Annotated in this window: 20 protein-coding genes; 11 read left to right on the top strand and 9 right to left on the bottom strand. The window is 39.8% G+C overall.

Translation table 11 applies throughout. The annotated features are described in order from the left end of the window. Positions 1 to 311: 311 nt before the first annotated feature. Positions 312 to 506 (top strand): DUF6366 family protein, encoded by a 195-nt coding sequence (locus MKY17_RS24670; RefSeq protein WP_098372972.1) that lies wholly within the window; start codon positions 312 to 314, stop codon positions 504 to 506. A gap of 174 nt (positions 507 to 680) precedes the next feature. On the opposite strand, the gene MKY17_RS24665 is transcribed toward MKY17_RS24670, so the two are convergent. Then, the gene (locus MKY17_RS24665) at positions 681 to 1,109 is read right to left on the bottom strand and encodes a hypothetical protein (RefSeq protein ID WP_230303197.1); all 429 of its coding nucleotides are present in this window, start codon (positions 1,107 to 1,109) and stop codon (positions 681 to 683) included. Positions 1,110 to 1,746: 637 nt separating this feature from the next. Here MKY17_RS24665 and MKY17_RS24660 point away from each other — a divergent pair. Beyond that, positions 1,747 to 1,896 carry a hypothetical protein gene (locus MKY17_RS24660; RefSeq protein WP_048680414.1) on the top strand — a complete coding sequence of 50 codons (150 nt, stop codon included), beginning with the start codon at positions 1,747 to 1,749 and terminating at the stop codon, positions 1,894 to 1,896. A 33-nt stretch (positions 1,897 to 1,929) separates the two neighbouring features. Here the strand turns inward: MKY17_RS24660 and MKY17_RS24655 are convergent, their stop codons facing one another. Further along, entirely contained in the window at positions 1,930 to 2,193 is a 264-nt protein-coding gene (locus tag MKY17_RS24655; RefSeq protein ID WP_098372976.1) for a hypothetical protein, read from the bottom strand. A gap of 255 nt (positions 2,194 to 2,448) precedes the next feature. Further along, complete coding sequence (locus tag MKY17_RS24650) at positions 2,449 to 3,174, bottom strand: DUF4261 domain-containing protein (protein ID WP_098372977.1); 726 nt, start codon at positions 3,172 to 3,174, stop codon at positions 2,449 to 2,451. Between the two features lie 260 nt (positions 3,175 to 3,434). Here MKY17_RS24650 and MKY17_RS24645 point away from each other — a divergent pair, with 260 nt between their 5' ends. Then, positions 3,435 to 4,154 (top strand): YebC/PmpR family DNA-binding transcriptional regulator, encoded by a 720-nt coding sequence (locus MKY17_RS24645; RefSeq protein WP_053536610.1) that lies wholly within the window; start codon positions 3,435 to 3,437, stop codon positions 4,152 to 4,154. 100 nt (positions 4,155 to 4,254) lie between these two features. Here MKY17_RS24645 and MKY17_RS24640 read toward each other — a convergent pair whose 3' ends face one another. Beyond that, the gene (locus tag MKY17_RS24640) at positions 4,255 to 5,661 is read right to left on the bottom strand and encodes a polysaccharide deacetylase family protein (RefSeq protein WP_339201009.1); all 1,407 of its coding nucleotides are present in this window, start codon (positions 5,659 to 5,661) and stop codon (positions 4,255 to 4,257) included. 185 nt (positions 5,662 to 5,846) lie between these two features. Here MKY17_RS24640 and MKY17_RS24635 point away from each other — a divergent pair, with 185 nt between their 5' ends. After that, positions 5,847 to 6,362: a sigma-70 family RNA polymerase sigma factor gene (locus MKY17_RS24635; RefSeq protein WP_098372979.1), complete on the top strand. Its 516-nt coding sequence runs from the start codon at positions 5,847 to 5,849 to the stop codon at positions 6,360 to 6,362. After that, positions 6,347 to 7,213: an RsiV family protein gene (locus MKY17_RS24630; protein WP_098372980.1), complete on the top strand. Its 867-nt coding sequence runs from the start codon at positions 6,347 to 6,349 to the stop codon at positions 7,211 to 7,213. The genes MKY17_RS24635 and MKY17_RS24630 overlap by 16 nt, the downstream gene beginning before the upstream one ends. 88 nt (positions 7,214 to 7,301) lie before the next feature. Here MKY17_RS24630 and MKY17_RS24625 read toward each other — a convergent pair whose 3' ends face one another. Continuing rightward, entirely contained in the window at positions 7,302 to 7,526 is a 225-nt protein-coding gene (locus MKY17_RS24625; protein WP_098372981.1) for a hypothetical protein, read from the bottom strand. 347 nt (positions 7,527 to 7,873) lie between these two features. On the opposite strand from MKY17_RS24625, the gene MKY17_RS24620 reads away from it, so the two are divergent. Then, the gene (locus MKY17_RS24620) at positions 7,874 to 9,367 is read left to right on the top strand and encodes a peptide MFS transporter (RefSeq protein WP_339201007.1); all 1,494 of its coding nucleotides are present in this window, start codon (positions 7,874 to 7,876) and stop codon (positions 9,365 to 9,367) included. A gap of 259 nt (positions 9,368 to 9,626) precedes the next feature. Here the strand turns inward: MKY17_RS24620 and MKY17_RS24615 are convergent, their stop codons facing one another. From MKY17_RS24615 to MKY17_RS24600, 4 genes are all read right to left on the bottom strand, one after another. Further along, positions 9,627 to 9,899: a YesK family protein gene (locus MKY17_RS24615; RefSeq protein WP_141994586.1), complete on the bottom strand. Its 273-nt coding sequence runs from the start codon at positions 9,897 to 9,899 to the stop codon at positions 9,627 to 9,629. Positions 9,900 to 10,402: 503 nt separating this feature from the next. Further along, complete coding sequence (gene bioA, locus MKY17_RS24610; RefSeq protein ID WP_098372983.1) at positions 10,403 to 11,785, bottom strand: adenosylmethionine--8-amino-7-oxononanoate transaminase; 1,383 nt, start codon at positions 11,783 to 11,785, stop codon at positions 10,403 to 10,405. Beyond that, positions 11,782 to 12,489, bottom strand: a complete 708-nt coding sequence (gene bioD / locus MKY17_RS24605) for a dethiobiotin synthase (RefSeq protein WP_339201006.1) — start codon at positions 12,487 to 12,489, stop codon at positions 11,782 to 11,784. The genes bioA and bioD overlap by 4 nt, the downstream gene beginning before the upstream one ends. Beyond that, complete coding sequence (locus MKY17_RS24600; RefSeq protein ID WP_339201005.1) at positions 12,468 to 13,052, bottom strand: biotin transporter BioY; 585 nt, start codon at positions 13,050 to 13,052, stop codon at positions 12,468 to 12,470. The genes bioD and MKY17_RS24600 overlap by 22 nt, the downstream gene beginning before the upstream one ends. Positions 13,053 to 13,433: 381 nt before the next feature. On the opposite strand from MKY17_RS24600, the gene bioB reads away from it, so the two are divergent. The 5 genes from bioB to MKY17_RS24575 all read left to right on the top strand — a co-directional run bounded on the left by bioB (position 13,434) and on the right by MKY17_RS24575 (position 17,491). Further along, complete coding sequence (gene bioB / locus MKY17_RS24595; protein WP_218925128.1) at positions 13,434 to 14,399, top strand: biotin synthase BioB; 966 nt, start codon at positions 13,434 to 13,436, stop codon at positions 14,397 to 14,399. A 655-nt stretch (positions 14,400 to 15,054) separates the two neighbouring features. Continuing rightward, positions 15,055 to 15,540, top strand: coding sequence for a DUF2975 domain-containing protein (locus MKY17_RS24590; RefSeq protein WP_339201004.1), 486 nt, complete (start codon positions 15,055 to 15,057; stop codon positions 15,538 to 15,540). Positions 15,541 to 15,767: 227 nt separating this feature from the next. Further along, on the top strand, positions 15,768 to 15,959 hold the full coding sequence (locus tag MKY17_RS24585) for a hypothetical protein (protein WP_339201002.1): 192 nt from the start codon (positions 15,768 to 15,770) through the stop codon (positions 15,957 to 15,959). Between the two features lie 216 nt (positions 15,960 to 16,175). Then, positions 16,176 to 16,874 carry a polysaccharide deacetylase family protein gene (locus MKY17_RS24580; protein ID WP_098373067.1) on the top strand — a complete coding sequence of 233 codons (699 nt, stop codon included), beginning with the start codon at positions 16,176 to 16,178 and terminating at the stop codon, positions 16,872 to 16,874. Between the two features lie 17 nt (positions 16,875 to 16,891). Then, on the top strand, positions 16,892 to 17,491 hold the full coding sequence (locus MKY17_RS24575; RefSeq protein ID WP_098372989.1) for a DedA family protein: 600 nt from the start codon (positions 16,892 to 16,894) through the stop codon (positions 17,489 to 17,491). The last annotated feature ends 71 nt before the right edge of the window (positions 17,492 to 17,562 follow it).

Raw genomic sequence — 17,562 nt, 5'->3', positions numbered from 1 at the left:
TGTAACGCAAATAATGAAGAATCCATTTTATTTAATTAGTAATCCCTAATGGTCGTTTTGATATTATAAAATAACCCTTAGCGTGTAAGTAATTTTGAACCTCCCCGCAAAATAATAAAAATCATTAAATATTGTCTGAGGTATTTTTAATCAAACTTTATTTGAATTCAACACTTAGCTTAAGATCGGAGCTGTCTTTAAGGCAGCTTTTTCTTATGGCACTAACTGGGCAGGATAGTTCAACAAGGATAATGGTTATTTATGGTAAAATATAAAAGGAATGATTGTTTAATTTACAGGGGGGTGTTCAAATGAGTGAAGATAAAGAAACTCCTGAAAGAAGAAGAGAAAAATTAAGACAAAAAGAATTAAAAAGAAATCCTTCTAGCAGTATTCACGGTGGAGGTCTTGCTGATTTAGTTGGTAGCTTAGGTTGGAAAGGTACGGGAATTCTTATTCTTGTAATCATAATTGGCTTTATTTTTGTATCACTCTTCTTAAAGTAACGGATGCTTTAATTCAATAACAGGGGTTGCTGTGGCAGCCTTTTTCTTATGGCACTAACGGGGCAGAATAGTTCAAGAGTGCTGTTGATCTTTGTTCAACAATTGGGCCATATTCTTGAATAACTATCGACAGTACACTTGTCATAAGAAAGAGCCTATCAAGGTAAACTCTTTCTATTTTCCTTTTAATAACCAAAAACCAATTAATATAATTGTGATACCAATCCCTGTTCGCCAATTGGGAATTTCTTTTAGAAATATATATCCAATTGCGACACTAACTAGTATCTCCATTCCTTTAGAGACAATAAGTGAGAAGGTTAAGTTATCTACAATTTTTGTTAAAAACTTCACTCCGTATCCAATCATAATACTCGCAGACAGGAAAAGAGGTAAAAGCTTTATGTAGTACCATAAAGTGGATAAAAAATTCGAGTCAATGTGCTTGGTGTGATAAGCGTAAATAGTATTAATAATTAATAAACCGCCTAACATTAATAAAAGGGCAAGGAAAATCATAAATGTTGTTCTCCAATTGAATTTGTTTCTATAATTTTGTCCAAATGCAAAATCTTTATGTAAAGTAAAAATGAAGTTACTCATTAGCATGAACTGTTTTCAGAATCGCTTTTCTTAATGAACTAAAGGGTGCGTTAGCTGAAGATTGGAGCTGTCTTTGAGGCAGCTTTTTCTTTATGCAACTAACGGGGCAGGTTAGTTGAATAAGGTAATATTTGGATTAAGATAGATATAAGTAGAAAAGTTAATAACAAGGGGTGATTTTTTGGAGAAAAATATTGGGGATGTAGATTTTTTTTAACAAGTAGTAAAAAGACTTTGCAAAAAAAACAATATTTCCCCTCAGAAACCTAAATTTGAAATCAGCGAGAACGTAATGGTTATTAGCATTAAGAACCATTTAAAAGATGGAGTAGACTTAGATTGTTTTAATATTTTAAACCTTATTTACCGAACAATTGGACCTTTAGAAGAGAGCTGAACAAACAAGAAATAGAATTATTGAGGCTTATGCAGAGTGTCAAGGCATTTTATTTTGATTATAGCAATGAAATGAATACCATTTGGCGATGAATTATTTTACTAAGTTTTTAATGTTTTTACTGATATATGCAAAGTTAGCAGTACACTAATAAAGTAATAAGGTTTACTTCAGTAAAATAAGGTATATTATATTTGTTGAATAGATTCTCTTTAAAGACAAGAAAAGTAGGTGAAAAAAGTGGGAAAATATCAATTGGATACCAAAGGTAAGGTAGCTGTGACAAAGTTTCATGAAAAACAGAAGCCTGCCAAATTTGATAAAAAGCAGCAACTTGAAAAAATACGTGCGGAGTATTTGAAAAAGAAGCAAAAACAAACAGATAAATAATATGAATGAAAACATAGGAAGACTAAAATCTCCCTATGTTTTTCTTATTCGAAGTTCTTTTTTCAATTGATGATAGAGTTTATTATTCCCATAAATTTCAGATTCGGTGACAAAAAACTCGTCATCAGATATCCATTCCTCACTAAAAATTTCAGTAGCAGAATCAATAGACCAGCCGTTATTTTGGATACACCAGTAATCTGCAGCAGAAATTTTTAAAACATTTGGATACTCACTTGGCTTAGGTAGCTGAATAAAAAGATAAGTCTCGATCTTTTCAGCAAGATACTTTCTCAACACCCCACACTCAAAGAAAGTCAGGGAATACGTGCTTTACATCAATAAGGGAGGTTGTTGAAGCAACCTTTTCTTAATGAACTAACGGGTGCGTTAGTTCCATAGGATGCACTTAAGAAGACCACCAAAAGGTGGTCTCTTTTATTTGTTCAAAAATCAACATTAATCTTTTAACAAAGCCTTTAAATAAAAAAACTGCAGGCAAACTCGCTTTATGCGAATTTATCTACAGTCTGGGGGGAGCGAATCGCTCCTCTATTTACTTGTCCCTAAATTCCATAATCCTAACGGGTTGTAGAAGGGATGGTCTTCTTCATATCTAAAGTCCTGAAGGCCCGTCAATATAAAGTCGGGTGCATCTTGTTGAATGCTAAAGGTTTCGCCATTCTTAAAGAGAGGACGTTCACCTAAATGGTAATAATTAAATGTGTTAAGCAGGGCAGCCGCCTCTTTCGGACTCATCGTGTTAAGTGTCACGGCATCCGGAAGACCAAAAGCTTTCATTCCGAATGAACAATAATAATCTTCCTCTCCGATGATCGTGACAAAATGGGCATATACCGAGAGAATATCGGGGCTATGATGAAGATGCTGCCAATCTTCCTTTGAATGGGCAATTCCAGCCGTTTCTATTTTCACTGCCATTCCGCCTGCCCTTAGGATCGCTGCCCCGGCATCGATCAAATCGATAACAGTTCCGGTATCGGATACATCGGCTATTATATAAACGGTAAAGGTATGGTCATTGATCTCCTCTAATGCATTTTCCGAAAAGGCGTCTTTACTGGCGTAGGAAAAGCTTTCTTTCAAAGTGGGTTCATAATCATGGATCTCAGCCTGAAAAGTAATGTTCTTATCGCTGTTATGAAAAACATTCCCGGTTAACAGATACCCTTCACTTTGGGAAGCGACCGTTTGAATCAATTCTGTCCGGTCCTTCCATTTACCGGGTATCCCTATGATGATTTGGTTGTCCTTCATGGATCATCTCTCCTTTCCGTTAACTTCATACTATACCAATGCTGATGTTTTCCAAAGTAATTCATATAAAATAGCGCAAGGCTCCGATAAATACCAGTGATGGTTGTGCAGGACTTTTTCAAAATTATACAATTGATGTATAATATAATCTAGTAAACGTATAGCCTATCTTCAAAGGAATTCCCCTGTTGGGTTTTCTCATAGGGCCGTATCTTAATAATCTATTCGTATATATCAATGATGAAAGAGAGTGGAATATAATGGGTCGTAAGTGGAATAACATTAAAGAAAAAAAAGCGTCAAAAGATGCTAATACTAGTCGGATTTATGCTAAGTTCGGACGGGAAATATATGTAGTGGCAAAACAAGGTGAACCAGATCCAGAGTCCAATCAGGCATTAAGGGTAGTACTTGAGCGTGCGAAAACGTACAATGTTCCAAGAGCGATCATTGACCGTGCGATTGAAAAAGCCAAAGGCGGTTCGGAAGAAAACTATGACGAACTTCGTTATGAAGGATTCGGTCCGAATGGTTCAATGGTCATCGTGGATGCATTGACAAACAACGTGAACCGGACGGCATCTGATGTGCGTGCCGCATTTGGGAAAAATGGCGGGAATATGGGAGTCAGCGGATCTGTTGCTTATATGTTCGATGCAACAGCTGTCATCGGGATTGAAGGTAAGACGGCTGATGATGTTCTTGAACTGTTAATGGAAGCGGATGTTGATGTACGAGACATCATTGAAGAAGAAGAAAGTGTCATCGTTTATGCCGAACCTGAACAATTCCATGCTGTACAACAAGCATTCAAGGATGCAGGAATCAGCGATTTTACAGTGGCCGAGCTGACGATGCTTGCCCAAAATGACCTAACCCTTCCAGAAGATGCTCAAGCACAATTCGAAAAAATGATTGATGCATTGGAAGATTTGGAAGATGTTCAACAAGTTTATCATAATGTAGATCTTGGTGAATGATAAAATGAGCAGACCTTTGCTATATGATCAAAGGTCTGCTTATTTTATTTGAAAGGAAAGAGCCTGTTTACGAATCACGAAACAGGCTCTTTCCTTTTGATTATTCTTTTATGGTGATTCCGGAAAGTTCACGGTCTTTCTGTACCTTTTCCAATTCCGAAATTGTGACCAGTTGATATCCTTGGTCATGCAGTTGCTTGATGATTTTTCCTGCAGCCTGGGCGCTAGTTTGATAGATATCATGCATTAATATGATACTGCCATCTTTGGCTTTGCTCATCACTTTGTTTACGATTTTCTTTTCATTCCGCTCTTTCCAATCTTCGGGATCTACATCCCAAAGTGTGACTTTCATATCCTCCATGAATTCACGCACATTATTGTTAATCGCTCCATATGGGGGACGGACGAGATTTGGCTCAGCACCTGTAGCTTTTTCTACAGCTTCTTGGGTCTTTTCGATTTGACTTTTGATTTTGTTCTTGCTTAAGCGCGTCAGCTGCGGATGATCCCATGAATGGTTGCCGATCTCATTTCCTTGCTGCAGCATTTTTTGCAGAACTTCCGGATAGTGCTGTACGCGGCTTCCAAGCACGAAAAACGTCGCGTGTCCATCATACTTGTTCAGGTCTTTAAGAATGGACGTGGTATAACTTGGATGCGGCCCGTCATCGAACGTCAAGGCAATGACCTTTTTTGAAGGGTCGATCCATTCATTTTGCACGGGCAGTTTGGCGACGATATGTTTCGGCTGCCATTCCTTTACACGATCCGCATTCAAATCTTGACTTTGATATGAATCTAGCAAACTATCTTTAAAAAGTTCCTTCTTGATGGCTATTGTATGGGTCTTAGTTGAATCATCAGTCTTAACGTAGAATACAAGCGTATTTTTCAAGACTGAAAAAGAATTGAAGTTGGCTGCCTTCAGTTTGTTTTCCTTTTTAATGAGACTGTTTGAAGTGCCTTCTTCTTCCTTCTCCGTTAACTCTTCAAAAACAATATCGGATAAAACGGATAAATAATCAGTATCCGTGGCAAAGATGTCTTCTATGGAGAGCTTTTGCTGAGATGGAATATCATAAGTGAAGATCTGGGATCCAGACTGCTTCTTTCCTTCCACTTGCTCATATTTATCGAAGGAAATCGTAATGGTCTGTTTGCTGAAATGGAGGATCGTATAAGTGAGGTTAAGCTCGGAAGCTTTTCCATCGGATGCTTTCCATTTCTTTTCATAATCCTTAATTTCTTTCTTTATGTAGGCTTCTAGCTGCTTGTCGATATTTTCTAAATGCAGAACGGGCCTGCTGGCTGAATACCCGCCTTTCGTATTATCTTTCACATACGTTTGAATATCGGCTTCTGGGTAATTTTTATCAGTTGTATAGGCCGAAACGGTTCTTTTCTTATCAAAAGCAAGGCTTTTGATGGCTAACCCCAACGTTCCCACAGTAGCTGTTAGACAAAATAGAAAAATAAAGACTTTTTTATAATTTAATTTACTCATGATGCACTCCACCTCGATAATCATTCTACTATATAGACGCGCCAAAAGCCTTAAAAGTTTGTAAAAAATTTCATTTTTTTATATTTATATATTTCCCTGTTCATTTTCAAACTTTTATGGCTGCATAAACGTCTATCCTTAGTACCCAGGATACGTAATTTAAATGTAAGGAGCTCTTTCATGCAATGAAAAATCTAGATATGAATCAATTAATCGCGGCCCGGATAACCGAACGGCAAGAAAATTTGTACAGACTTGCTTTTTACTATGTTAAAAACCAAGAGGATGCGCTTGATATTGTACAGGAATCAATCAGGAAAGCGCTGGCCTCCAGCAGCAAAATCAAAGACGCTGCTTCTATAGATAGCTGGTTATATAAGATCATCGTCCGAACGGCACTGGATGTTTTGCGGAAGAAAAAGAAACTGACCGTCGCCGATGACGAAACAATAGAATACTTACGCAGCGGTGAGGAAGATCACTATCCTGACCTGGATTTGCAAAAAGCCCTTGAAGGACTTTCGGTCAAGTACAAAACGGTAGTCGTTCTCCGTTTCTTCGAGGACCTGAAGCTGGAAGAGATAGCGGAAGTGCTGGAAGAGAACGTAAGCACGATTAAAACGAGATTATATAAAGCATTGCAACTATTGCGGATCAACATGACTGAACGGGAGGAAACGAAAAGATGGAAAAAAAACTAAAAGATCTGCGGGAAGAATATCTTAAAACACCGATACCAAAGGAATTGAATGATGTCGTTCAAGCGGCCTTGAATGAAAAGCCCAAGAAGCCAAGGGTTGGCAGGAATATCCTCATGTCAGCGGCTGCAGCGCTTCTGATTGTGACAGCTTCCGTAAACATCAGTCCGGCAGCGGCGAAAGCCATGAGTGAAATCCCGATAGTCGATAAGGTCATCAAAGTGATTACCTTCGTCGAATGGAAAGAAGAAGCTAATAATTCCTCGGCAGTAATCAAAACACCTGCCATATCCGGTCTGGAGAATAAACAGCTCGAAGATAGCTTGAATGAGAAATACTTATCGGAAAGCAAGCAGCTTTATAAGGAATTCACGGACTCCATGTCAAAACTGAAGGAAGGGGAAAAGGGCAATATGTCCGTGGAAAGCGGATATGTGATATTGACGGATAATGAAACGATCTTATCCGTACAGCGTTATACGGATAAGATTTCTGCTTCCAGTTCTACAGAAAGTCAATTCGATACAGTCGACAAGAAAAACGATGTGCTATTAACACTAAATAGCTTATTTAAAGATGATCGTTATCTTCAGGTGATTAGTGAGAACATCAAAGAACAGATGAAGAGGCAGATGGCAGAAGATCCGGAAAAGATATATTGGGTCGAAGATGATGACCTTACTGCATTTAAAGGCATCGATGAAAACCAAAACTTTTATATAAACGAAGATGGCAAACTAGTCATCGCCTTTAACAGCTATGAAGCTGCGCCGGGATATATGGGGGCCGTCGAGTTCATCATCCCGACAAAAGTGCTGTCAGACCTTCTTGTGGGCGATCAATATATCCATTAAAACGGCTTTACTTGTAATTCTTATGATGGGCGGGAGGTTTTTAAAACGGGAAAATACCCATTAAAAAAGACGAACCAACGTTACTTGATTAAAGTAACCTTGGCTCGTCTCTTTTTTGTTCGAATTTCATCTGATCCAGTTCCAGCCTCATTTTTTCCGTCTCCATAAGAAAGTTTTCATGTTTAAGTTTTTCAAGTTCCAATTCAACTTTCAGCATATTGTGTTTGGTCTTTGACTGTTTCTCGAAATGGCTTGTCAGTATGGCGATTATAGGGATGGAAAAAATAAGCACAACAGTTATGATCCCTAGCATTATCGTGCCTCCTCATTTTTGGTTATATCTATTATACGGTGTATTTAACGGTTGAAGTTGTTTTTTTCCAAAATGGGTCTCCCCATTTTTCCGATTCTCATTGCATGTGCATGGCAAACAAAGAGATATGAAACGTAATACCATTGTTGAAGTTAGGGCAATATATCTTTGATGGCAGCTCCCTATTAGACTATATGGGGTGTTTTTAACTGCGAAACCCGGACTTTGGCTTGCATGGTGGCAACCCTCTTCTATTTATTTTGAAATTAATTATTTAAATATACTAAATATTTATTTACAATAGAGAAAATAAAAGTTATTATACAATAATAAAAGGAGGGCTAGGTATGGCAACGATAAATAAACAGAAAATTGTGGATAGTGTACCTCAAAAAGGTTTTTTTGGAAACCCTAAAGGATTATTCACCCTTTTCTTTACTGAGTTCTGGGAGCGTTTCTCCTATTATGGCATGAAGGCAATTCTTGTTTACTATATGTATTACGAAGTTTCTAAAGGGGGACTAGGTCTTGATGAACCCACAGCCCTTGCCCTTGTATCCATTTACGGATCTTTAGTATATATGTCAGGTATAATTGGCGGATGGCTTGCCGATAGGATCTTCGGGACTTCCAAAGCCGTATTTTACGGTGGTATATTGATCATGCTCGGGCATATTGTCCTTGCTGTACCAGGCAGTCTCTCCATGTTCTTTGTTTCCATGGTACTCATTGTTCTTGGTACTGGTTTATTAAAACCGAATGTTTCAAGCATTGTCGGTGAAATTTACGCGGAAAATGACGAACGCCGGGATTCCGGTTTCAGTATATTCTATATGGGTATCAACATGGGTGCATTCCTTTCACCTTTTGTTGTCGGTACAGTCGGAATGGACTACAGCTTCCATCTTGGTTTTGGACTTGCGGCAATTGGTATGTTAATTGGACTCATCGTCTTTGTTGCAACAAAGAAAAAGAACCTGGGCCTTGCTGGAACTCTTCCTGCGAACCCATTATCACAGAATGAAAAGAAAAGCGTATTCACTAAATTGGGGATAGCTGCACTTATCATAGCTGCCATCATCGGCATCACTGCCGCTAAAGGCATCTTAACGATTCAAACCTTTATCAATCTTGTAGGTATCCTAGGGATCGTTATTCCGACCCTTTATTTCATTTTCATGTATCGCAGTCCTAAAACAACTTCTGTTGAACGTTCACGCTTGATTGCCTATATTCCTTTGTTTATAGCAGCTGTCATGTTCTGGGCGATTCAAGAGCAAGGTGCAACTATATTAGCAAGCTATGCAGACAAACGGACACAGTTGAATTTTGCTGGAATAGAAATAAACCCGGCATGGTTCCAATCTTTGAACCCTTTGTTCATCATTACCCTTGCACCAGTATTCGCATGGTTATGGATTAAACTAGGAAAGCGTCAGCCGACCATTCCTCAAAAATTCTCAATAGGCTTATTGTTCGCCGGTTTATCATTCCTGGTGATCCTGCTTCCTGTTTATTTCGGTGGATCGGACGCATTAGTCAATCCGCTATGGCTTGTACTTAGCTATTTCCTTGTAGTACTTGGAGAACTTTGTTTATCTCCTGTTGGACTTTCAGCAACTACAAAATTGGCTCCTGCCGCATTCTCGGCACAAACGATGAGCCTTTGGTTCCTGGCAAGTGCAGCAGCACAAGCACTGAACGCACAAATCGTCAGATTCTACACTCCTCAAACCGAAATGGCTTATTTTGGCGTGATCGGTGTTGCTTCAATGGTCCTTGGACTGATCCTTATGGTCTTATCACCAAAGATTCAAGGTTACATGAAAGGCATTCGCTAACACTTAGCCTGCAGCAAAAAAAGATGACCTCCGAATTAAACGGGGTCATCTTTTTTATTATTCATTCCTTCTAGCTATAGAACGAGCTGGTCCTGCTTAGCCTTTTTTTCAATTGCATTATTGCCTGAATCTATTTAATATCACGGGTGGAGGGGGCAAACGCCCAACATATCCGGCTATTTTTCATTTCGGCAATTGGTCTTTTATTCGTTTTAGTCTTTGTATATATTCCTATTTTCATAGTCATTTGAATTTAACTTTATCTTTGTACACCTCTGTTTTTAATCGCAATAATTGAAGCCGCAATAGCAAAGGGAAGTAAAAAGAAAGCCAGTATTCCATATCCAGCTCCTTCAAACCCTCTAATGTTCACAAAACCAATGTAAAACAAAATAATTGAAGTTATTACAGTTAATATGCCTGGTAAAAGCCTTATAAATAAAGATAAATGTAATTTCCTAAACCACCACGCCAAAAATACTACTAACATTCCAGGGACACAAGCAACCAGGAGTGGAACTCCCAACATCATTTTGTAACCTCCTCAAATATCTTATGTAAATAATACCATAATAAGGAAGTCTTTTCTTTTTTATTTAAATAATGAAAGAGACAGCAGGGGGTAGCTGCCTTCTTCAATTTAATGTGGCTTTATAAAATAGGAAAAAACCATGAAATATAACCTAGTCCTGTTTTAAAATCACGGTTCGGGATTAAACCATTCCGAAGTCCGCTTTGTTAACAAAAGGGTTTCTATCAAAATTTTAAAACAAAGTTGATTGGAGCGGGTGTTCGAGACTCCTGCGGGAAAAGCGCGTCCAAGGGAGACCCCACAGGCGCGTAGAGCGCCGAGGAGGCTCCCGGACCGCCCGCGGAAAGCGAGTGCCTGGAGTGGAAATCAACGTTGCGATACTCATGCCGAATAACTGGCTAGACGAGACGAGACCTCGTAGGCGCTTGCTTTGATGAGGCTTGGCCTACAGAAAGGGAAAAGAAGAAACCGGATGAGCCCTGCTCTTCCGGTTTCTTTTTGAATCAGTTTGCTGCTGGAATCAATCCTTTATGAATGGAGACTTCCTGGATGGCACGGTAGACGGTTTCGACCATGAAATCGAGTTCTTTTTCTGACATGGAAAGGATTGGCATCATCGTGATGACTGGACCAAGTTCCCGGATGATCAGGCCATTTTCCCGTGCTGTATGGATGATCCCGGAAACGACGTTCTCTTGGAGGGTGAACGTTTCTTTTGTTTCACGGTCTTTAACGATTTCCACTCCAATCATGAAGCCGCGCTGGCGAATATCGCCGACGATCGGAAGTTCGTATAGCGCTTGCAGTCTTTGTGATAGATATTTAGATTTTTTCTGGATGTCTTTAATGAGATTGCGGCTTTCCATCAGCTCGATATTCTTCAGGGCCAGTGCACAGGCTAGCTGGTTTCCTGTATAGGTGTGGCCGTGATAGAAGGTTTTATGTTCTTCCCGTTCTCCCAAGAAGGATTGAAAGATCTGCTCGTTCATGATGGTGGCTGCGAGTGGCATATATCCCCCAGTGATCCCTTTGCCCATACACATGATATCGGGGACGACATCTTCCTGTTCGCAGGCAAACATTGTACCGGTGCGACCGAATCCTACGGCAACTTCGTCACAAATTAAGAGGATATTGTACTTTTTGCATAATTGTTCGACCTCTTTCAAAAAGCCCTGGGGATGGGTTATGATGCCTGCTGCTCCCTGTACCAGCGGTTCAATGATCAATCCTGCAATTTCCTCTGATTGTTCTTGCAGTAACTTCTCCAGTTCCTTCAAGCAATGGTTTTTCACGGCTTCTTGATCCCCGTACTCAGTCATGTGATAGGCATATGGTGAGGGGGCGGAGATCCGTTGAAATAAGAGGGGCTTAAAGATTCTATGGTATAGATCCATGCCGCCCACACTCACAGCTCCGACAGTATCGCCGTGGTATGCTTCGTCAAGTGAGACGAATTTGTTTTTATTCTGATGTTTGACGGGATCGATATTCTGCCAATATTGATAAGCGACTTTAAGAGCGATTTCCACAGCGGCAGATCCCGTGTCGGAGTAGAATACTTTCGATAAAGAACCAGGAGTGATCTCTGCCAGTTTTTTTGCCAGTAAGATCGATGGTACATTCGCAGATCCAAGCAGCGTGGAGTGCGCGACTTTATTCACTTGTTCAATAAGGGCGCCGTTTAATTCCGGCTCGTTATGCCCGTGCACATTCACCCATAATGAAGCATAGCCGTCGAGGTAGCGTTTACCATCCACATCAATCAGGTAGCTGCCTTCGCCGCGCTCGATGATCAGCGGTTTACTTTCCCGATACGTTTTCATTTGCGTGAACGGATGCCATACATATTCCTTATCCCATTGTTCTAAATCCTGACTGTTCATGCTTTGAACACCTCTTTCAGTTGTTGGGTATAATTTTGATCACCAAGCAAATTAAGGATGCATTTCCTCAAGTCTTTTCTGACATCGGCCATTGTTGGGATGCAGGCGAGACCATTCAGCCCAGTCAGCTTTTCAATGGTTTCGATATTGTCTTGATGAATCCGATCTTCTGGCCGGTAATGATTATACAAAATGGTTTTCACGTTTATATCATGGACTTGGGCATAAGAATGGGTCGTCACGACATCATGAATCGCCCCTAAACCGCTTGTGGATACGAAGAGGACAGGCATGCGGCAATCCCTTATGAAATCCGCCGTCATATAGAAACCTTCCGTCCGTTCAATGAGCGGCACAGCCAATCCGCCAGCGCCCTCGACTAATACGATGTCATACATTTCCTCAAGTTCATGAACCCTTTCCACGACTTTCTTCTCATCGATTTGACTACCAGTTAATTTAATCGCCAAATGTGGGGAAGTTTCGGGCTCCAGTGTGTAAAACCCTGATTCCTTTACACCGAGCTCCTGCTCAAACCAAGATATATCCGGGTATGTATTATTTTCCTCATTGATTCCAGTTTGAAATGGCTTGAAGATCGTGACGCTTTTTCCCAATGTTTGAAGCGACAGATAGAGCGCACTCGTGACGATGGTCTTTCCAATATCCGTGCCAGTTCCGGTTATAAAGTAGGCTTGGCCCATGGATGATTCAGCTCCTTTACGTTTATAAATTTTTCAATGCGCGGACGTACTTGTTGAATGATGGCAGCACATAGAATGCATAGCATTAAATCACCGGGTACAGGTAATAAGAAGCCGTAAAGAATCGTTTGGTTGATTGAAAGCGGCGTTTCCACAATCCACTTCATCGCACCATACAGCCAGATGCAGCCGAAAAAGTAAACTGTCAGCAAAGAGGCGGCATTAGCAAAGAATATGGAACGAATCGTGGAGAGGGAAAACCGGTTGATCAGCCATCCATTTACATAGGCTCCCAGTATATATCCGAGCAAATAGCCGAAAGTGGGTTTGAATATGTAGCCGAATCCCCCGCCTTCAGCAAACACGGGCACCCCGATAAGTCCGATCAAGACGTAGCATAACTGACTGAGCATCCCAAGCCGGGGCCCCAATAATGCGCCTGCCAAATAGACTGCCAGAATTTGCAGTGTGAATGGTATGTAAGGGATAGGTATCTTAATAAAGGCGCCAATGGCAGTTAACGCGGTAAAAAGGGCCACATAAGAAATCGTCCTTGCTTTCAAGTTTTCAACCTCCTTTTTAGAAATGGCTGGCAGAATGCCCACTATTAGTTTGCCTGATTCTCATTTTATATGTCAACTAATTTATATATTTAGTTAACATATAAAATGCCAGCTTTCCTAGGATTTAAAGGACAGACTAGGAAAATATTGAAAAAAGACCATTGAATAATATTTTGTATGTATGTTATTATTCAATCGATATGTTAACTTAAAATATTTAAGGTTAACATATTAAAAGTTTTATTTTGTATTGAGTGTGCAAAATGATCCAATCCGTTCCAAGGATTCAGGTAATTAATCGCGGAAGATTCATGGGAAGGAATATAGAACATTAAAAGAAAAGAGGGATTAGGTTTGGAAACATTGGTTAGGGATTGGAAGATGTTGGCAGAGAACGTTATCAAAGGATATAAAGTGACGAAGGAAGAGGCATTATCCATCGTACAAGCCCCAGACGAAGAGGTTTTGGAAATTCTGAATGCAGCCTATCTCATACGTAAGCACCATTATGGGAAAAAGGTTAAATTGAATATGATCATCAATACAAAGTCAGGATTATGTCCGGAAGATTGCGGCTACTGCTCGCAGTCGATCGTTTCGGAAGCCCCAATCGATAAATATGCTTGGCTGACTAAAGAAAAGATTGTCGAGGGAGCGCAAGAATCAATTCGTCGCAAAGCGGGTACTTATTGCATCGTTGCGTCCGGCCGACGTCCTACCAACAGGGAAATCGATCATGTCATTGAAGCGGTAAAAGAAATCCGCGAAACGACGGATCTTAAAATCTGCTGCTGTTTAGGTTTCTTGAATGAGGAACATGCCGGCAAACTGGCGGAAGCAGGCGTTCATCGCTACAACCACAACTTGAATACATCACAGGAGAACTACAGCAAAATTACATCGACACATACATATGAAGACCGGGTAGATACAGTTGAAGCTGTGAAGGATGCCGGAATGTCCCCATGTTCTGGTGCCATTTTCGGTATGGGGGAATCTGAGGCGGAAGCGGTGGAAATCGCCCTATCCTTACGAAGCCTTGATGCAGATTCCATTCCTTGTAATTTTCTCAATGCAATTGACGGAACGCCGCTTGAGGGAACTTCCGAGTTGACCCCCACTAAATGCCTGAAATTGATTTCGATGATGAGATTCGTTAATCCGAGTAAAGAAATTCGTCTGGCCGGCGGTCGTGAGGTCAATCTCCGTTCCATGCAGCCTATGGCACTTTATGCAGCCAATTCCATCTTCGTCGGCGATTATTTAACGACAGCCGGTCAAGAACCCACAGCCGATTGGGGAATCATCGAAGACCTTGGATTTGAAATTGAAGAATGTGCTCTTTAATTGGATTTCTTTAAAAAACACCCTCAGGGTGTTTTTTTCAGTTTGTCTATAAAATACTGTCTTATGAGACCCTGTTTGTTAATATAGAATGTTGATTTCCTCTCCAGGCACTCGCTTTCCGCGGGCGGTCCGGGAGCCTCCTCGGCGCTTTGCGCCTGTGGGGTCTCCCTTGGACACGCATTTCCCGCAGGAGTCTCTCGCCTTCCGTTCCAATCAACTGGAATGTTTTTTTTAAAAATCTGCAGGTAAACTAATTGGATTGAAGAAATGAACTGAATATTTTTTTGAAGGGTTTGTTAATATAGAATGTTAATTTCCTCTCCAGGCACTCGCTTTCCGCGGGCGGTCCGGGAGCCTCCTCGGCGCTTTGCGCCTGTGGGGTCTCCCCTGGACACGCATTTCCCGCAGGAGTCTCGTACCCTCCGTTCCAATCAACTTTATTTAAAAAATTCAGATAGATACCCATTTTTCGACAAAAGGAGGTTCTTTTAAAGTAAGAGCATTTCTTTGTAATGAGAAGTGCTTTTTATTTTTGTCAAAATTAAAAGGATATTTCAATAACAATAATAATATAAATAAAAACAATATAAATTTATTGTAAAACGATAAATAATTTGCTAAAATCATGTTGTCACTAAATAAGTGAGGTGTTTAAATGAATGTTAAACGAGGTTCAACCACTTTCTTAAAGGTAATTATTTTTCTGGCTGGAATTGCAGTGCTTGCTTTGTGTATCTGGTTGCCTGAGATAGCCGTTAGAGATGCAAGGGTACATCCAGATACGGCTTACTTCCTAATCCCCTTTTTAGTATGTGCATACGGATTCTGTATTGCGTTTTCTGTTGCGTTGTATCAAGCATATAAACTATTAACCTACATCGAAAAGAACAATGCTTTCTCTGAAGTATCCCTTAAATCTTTGAAGATTATAAAGAAATGTGCTTTTACAGTCATTTTCCTCATTTTGTTAGGAATAGTAAGCTTAAGGGTGCTTGCTAAAGTTACAGGTAGTGATGATGCAGCGGGTCCTACATCATTATGTCTAATGGGTATTTTAGCAACAAGTATCATCGCAGCCATTGTGGACGCACTTCAAAAGCCATTAAAAGATGCCCCAGATATAAAGTCAAAAAATGAATGATTAACGGATATGTAAGACTTTGGATTGTCAGCCAGGTGATTTTTGGAATACAAAAGCGACGAAGACACTCAATAAAAACAGACACAACTAATTTATTTAACTACGGGGACGATAGCTCAATTAACCGCCTTTTCACCAAGGCGGTTTTCTTATGGTCAAATATCAACATTAGAATTTAACATAGCCTTTAAAAAAAGAGCAGGCAAACTCGCTCTTTATGGTTTTTATTGTTTTATGAAACCCTTATTGGATTGAAGAAATATGCGACACTCCTGCCGAAAAACTGGCTAGCCGAGACCCTGCAACCGCTTGCTTTGCTGAGGCTTGGCAGACAGTCGGCGGAAAGGGAGCGGATTTCTGAAATCATCCGAACACTTTTCGTTTTCTTCGAAGTTGTCTATAGTCTGGGTGTTTTATGATTTTACTGTAAGCGGGCTATTGGTCTGTCAATCTTTACAAAAATAAAAAAATAATTGATAAGTGAAAGTAATGAAAAAAAAATGCTAAATTGTAAGGGGAGGTTTTTTAATGAATTACCTGAATACAATAACATTTGCTGCATTGTGGTAAATGATTATGATAAAGGGAAAGGATCAGTATTGGTAATATCAATAATGAGAGGATAGTTTTGTGTGATGCATATATGGCTGATTAGTTTTATTATTTTTTTATTGCTATTAATCTTTTATACGATTATCCCAACGGTGGTTATTCGTGTAAGCAGTCTGGGAATAACAAAAAAAATCAATTCGAATAATGGGATTGCGCTAACTTTCGATGATGGCCCAAACCCTGAATATACAATAAAATTACTTGATCTTTTAAAAGAGTTTGAGATAAAGGCCACATTTTTTGTTGTTGGCAATAAAGTGAAAAGTAATCCTGAGATTATTAAAAGAATGAATGAAGAGGGACATACTATCGGTATCCATCATTTTCATCATGTTTCAAGTTGGGTGCTATCACCAATCCATCTACGGAAACAGTTGGAAATGACTGAAAAGGCGATAAATGAAGTTACGAATGAAAAGGTTGTTTTTTATAGACCGCCATGGGGCCATTTTAATCTATTCACCCCACTTTTCAGTAAGAAATATAGAGTGATAATGTGGTCCGGCATCTTCGGGGATTGGAAGGCCGAAAATTGCAAAAATACTCTGCTTGATCAACTGCGAAGCACTTCGACGGAAGGTTCCATCCTGTTGCTTCATGACTGTGGTGAAACCTTGGGGGCGGATAAAGAGGCACCAGGCTATATGATCGAAATGTTAAAAATTTACCTGCAGGAGAGTAAGGAAAAGGGAACACGCTTCATTACTTTAAAAGACTTATAACTAATTCTGGGGGTATTATGAATATAGATACGCTTTTACATTTTATTGATTCATATGGATACCTGATCATTTTTCTTTTTTTATTCTTCGGCATTGTGGGAGTGCCTGCTCCAGAAGAATCACTACTATTCCTAATTGGGGTGTTGGCTGTCCAAGGTAAGCTCTCACTAGGTTTGGCAATGCTGTGTGCAATTCTCGGCGCCTTTATCGGAATGCTTGCAGCTTATGCATGCGGAAAATATGTGGGGTATCCATTTATAAATAAATATGGAAGATTCATTGGGATTACGAGTGAACGCTGGGAGAAAGCAAAGAAAAACTATACGGATAATGCACAAAAAACCTTAGTATTGGGATTTTATATTCCGGGTATAAGACAAATTAGTCCATATTTTGCAGGGATCTCATCTATACCCTTTCGGAAATACTTCCTATTTTCCCTATTAGGCACTTTACTCTGGACCGTTCCTTTTATAGTGGCCGGTTATTTTGTGGGGGATGCTTTTGATGTTAATCCCAAATATGTTCCATATTTAGGTGTTGTATTTTTAATTATTTTCGTACTATATGTTACTATCAAATACATGAAAAAGAGAAAACAAATGTCCAAAAGTTGAGTCGGCTCCTTATTATAAACCGTTGGAAATGAAAAAGGATTTGTTCAACGATATTTTAGGAGGAAGATATC

Source organism: Peribacillus sp. FSL P2-0133, assembly GCF_037975445.1.
Lineage (GTDB): Bacteria > Bacillota > Bacilli > Bacillales > DSM-1321 > Peribacillus > Peribacillus simplex_E.
The sequence above is the reverse complement of the archived record's forward strand: the minus strand, read 5'-3'. Positions and strand labels throughout refer to the sequence as shown.

What these genes read in the sequence shown, in the direction of transcription:
- bioD (WP_339201006.1), bottom strand. Translation starts at nt 12,489, where the DNA reads ATGGGCCAAGCCTACTTTATAACCGGAACTGGCACGGATATTGGAAAG.
- MKY17_RS24575 (WP_098372989.1), top strand. Translation starts at nt 16,892, where the DNA reads ATGAATATAGATACGCTTTTACATTTTATTGATTCATATGGATACCTG.
- MKY17_RS24625 (WP_098372981.1), bottom strand. Translation starts at nt 7,526, where the DNA reads ATGCTAGGGATCATAACTGTTGTGCTTATTTTTTCCATCCCTATAATC.
- MKY17_RS24615 (WP_141994586.1), bottom strand. Translation starts at nt 9,899, where the DNA reads ATGATGTTGGGAGTTCCACTCCTGGTTGCTTGTGTCCCTGGAATGTTA.
- MKY17_RS24640 (WP_339201009.1), bottom strand. Translation starts at nt 5,661, where the DNA reads ATGAGTAAATTAAATTATAAAAAAGTCTTTATTTTTCTATTTTGTCTA.
- MKY17_RS24630 (WP_098372980.1), top strand. Translation starts at nt 6,347, where the DNA reads ATGGAAAAAAAACTAAAAGATCTGCGGGAAGAATATCTTAAAACACCG.
- bioA (WP_098372983.1), bottom strand. Translation starts at nt 11,785, where the DNA reads ATGAACAGTCAGGATTTAGAACAATGGGATAAGGAATATGTATGGCAT.
- bioB (WP_218925128.1), top strand. Translation starts at nt 13,434, where the DNA reads ATGTTGGCAGAGAACGTTATCAAAGGATATAAAGTGACGAAGGAAGAG.
- MKY17_RS24590 (WP_339201004.1), top strand. Translation starts at nt 15,055, where the DNA reads ATGAATGTTAAACGAGGTTCAACCACTTTCTTAAAGGTAATTATTTTT.
- MKY17_RS24650 (WP_098372977.1), bottom strand. Translation starts at nt 3,174, where the DNA reads ATGAAGGACAACCAAATCATCATAGGGATACCCGGTAAATGGAAGGAC.
- MKY17_RS24580 (WP_098373067.1), top strand. Translation starts at nt 16,176, where the DNA reads ATGCATATATGGCTGATTAGTTTTATTATTTTTTTATTGCTATTAATC.
- MKY17_RS24670 (WP_098372972.1), top strand. Translation starts at nt 312, where the DNA reads ATGAGTGAAGATAAAGAAACTCCTGAAAGAAGAAGAGAAAAATTAAGA.
- MKY17_RS24645 (WP_053536610.1), top strand. Translation starts at nt 3,435, where the DNA reads ATGGGTCGTAAGTGGAATAACATTAAAGAAAAAAAAGCGTCAAAAGAT.
- MKY17_RS24635 (WP_098372979.1), top strand. Translation starts at nt 5,847, where the DNA reads ATGAAAAATCTAGATATGAATCAATTAATCGCGGCCCGGATAACCGAA.
- MKY17_RS24665 (WP_230303197.1), bottom strand. Translation starts at nt 1,109, where the DNA reads ATGAGTAACTTCATTTTTACTTTACATAAAGATTTTGCATTTGGACAA.
- MKY17_RS24620 (WP_339201007.1), top strand. Translation starts at nt 7,874, where the DNA reads ATGGCAACGATAAATAAACAGAAAATTGTGGATAGTGTACCTCAAAAA.